The sequence below is a fragment of the Streptomyces sp. NPDC027189 genome (genome assembly GCF_055566975.1).
In genome coordinates this window covers 1-1,373 of record NZ_JBVHRI010000088.1, presented here as the reverse complement: position 1 = coordinate 1,373, position 1,373 = coordinate 1, and the positions used below count along the sequence as shown (strand labels likewise).

The 1,373-nt window shown below is 68.2% G+C and carries 1 protein-coding gene; it reads right to left on the bottom strand.

Translation table 11 applies throughout. The features are described from left to right. Positions 1 to 34 precede the first annotated feature (34 nt). Positions 35 to 1,373, bottom strand: a 1,339-nt coding sequence (locus ACZ4RZ_RS50310; protein ID WP_467754381.1) for a transposase, incomplete at its 5' end; no start/stop codon positions are given.

The following is a 1,373-nucleotide window of genomic DNA, read 5'->3' as shown; positions in this document are numbered from 1 at the left end:
CGGACGCTGTTGGTTAATTCCGCCCCGCTGGATCTCATCCAGTGGGGCGGAGTGCTGCGAAGGGCGAAACGCGGGTCTTGGCGAGTGGTCTGCCGGTGAGCCATGCGTCGAGGCGGGCGATGTTGATGGCGGCGCCGGTGAAGTGGTGCTGCAACCGGGTCTTGGCGAGGCCGCGGTAGCGGGATCTGCGTAGGCCGAAGGCCTGGACGCCCTGTGAGATGGTGCCCTCGACGCCGGCTCGGTGTCCGTAGCGGCGGCGCCAGTGGTCGGTGTCCTGCTCGATACGGGCCTGTTGAAGGATGTCGTGTTCGGTCTTCGGTCTCAGGGTCAGATTGCGGCCGGTCCTGGAGCTGGTGCACGAGGTCCGCAGTTCGCAGGGGTCGCAGTGCCGGGCGGCGAACCGGACCCGGGTGACCGGGGCGTCCCACTGGCTCTGGGCTTCCCGCCAGACGACGCTGGTCTGTCCGCCGGGGCAGAGGGCCTGGTGCTGGTCCCAGTCGATGGTGAAGTGGGTGTTGTCGAAGACGTCTCCGGTCGCCTGTCCCTTCACAGTGGTGGACTTGACCGGGCCGACCAGCTCGATGTCGTGATCGCGACGGGCGTGGTGGATCTGTTCGGCGTCGATGTATCCCGCGTCCACCAGGTGCTCGTCCGGCAGCAGACCGCGTTCGGCCAGGGCGGTGTGGATGTCCTCCAGGACGAGGACGTCGTTGACGGGCGCCGGCGTGGTGCGAATGTGGGTGATCAGATGCGGGGCGTCGGGCTCGCAGGTCTCGCTGAGGTGGACCTTGTAACCGGACCAGCCCAGATCCCGCTTCGAACCAGTGCGGGCCTCGGGCTCGTAGGGGGTCCGTAAGCGGATCAGGCCCGGCGGGAGGTCCTTCGTCCCGCGCCAGCGCACGGTGCCCTCAACGTGGTGGAACTGCTGCACCCAGGTCTGCCGCAGGAACTCCACCGCAGGCAGGCTTTGCAACGTGGGCGGTGACACAGCCGACCAGACGGCCTTCAGCAGCATCATGCCGTCGGTCCCGCACTGGTCGGCGTGTTCGACGCGGGCCGCCCACCGGGACGCGAAGCGACTGTCCTCCGGCCTGGCCGAGTAGCGGTCGAACCACTCCGGCGCCGACACCGTCACCAGCCAGTCCCCGGCCTCCTCCGCTACCTGGTTCAGTGCCGCCCGCAGTGTCTCGACCACGAACTCCAGCCGGTTCAGGTCTCTCGTTGTGGCCAGGACATGGGTCGCATCCGTGCGCTGCCGCTTGCCCGCCTTGACCAGCCCTGCCTCGCCAGCCGCCCGAAGTACCGCATCGAAAACCATCTGGCCGGCCTCGCCGTCGACCAGCCGGGCACGGAACTCGCTGAGCACCGAGAAA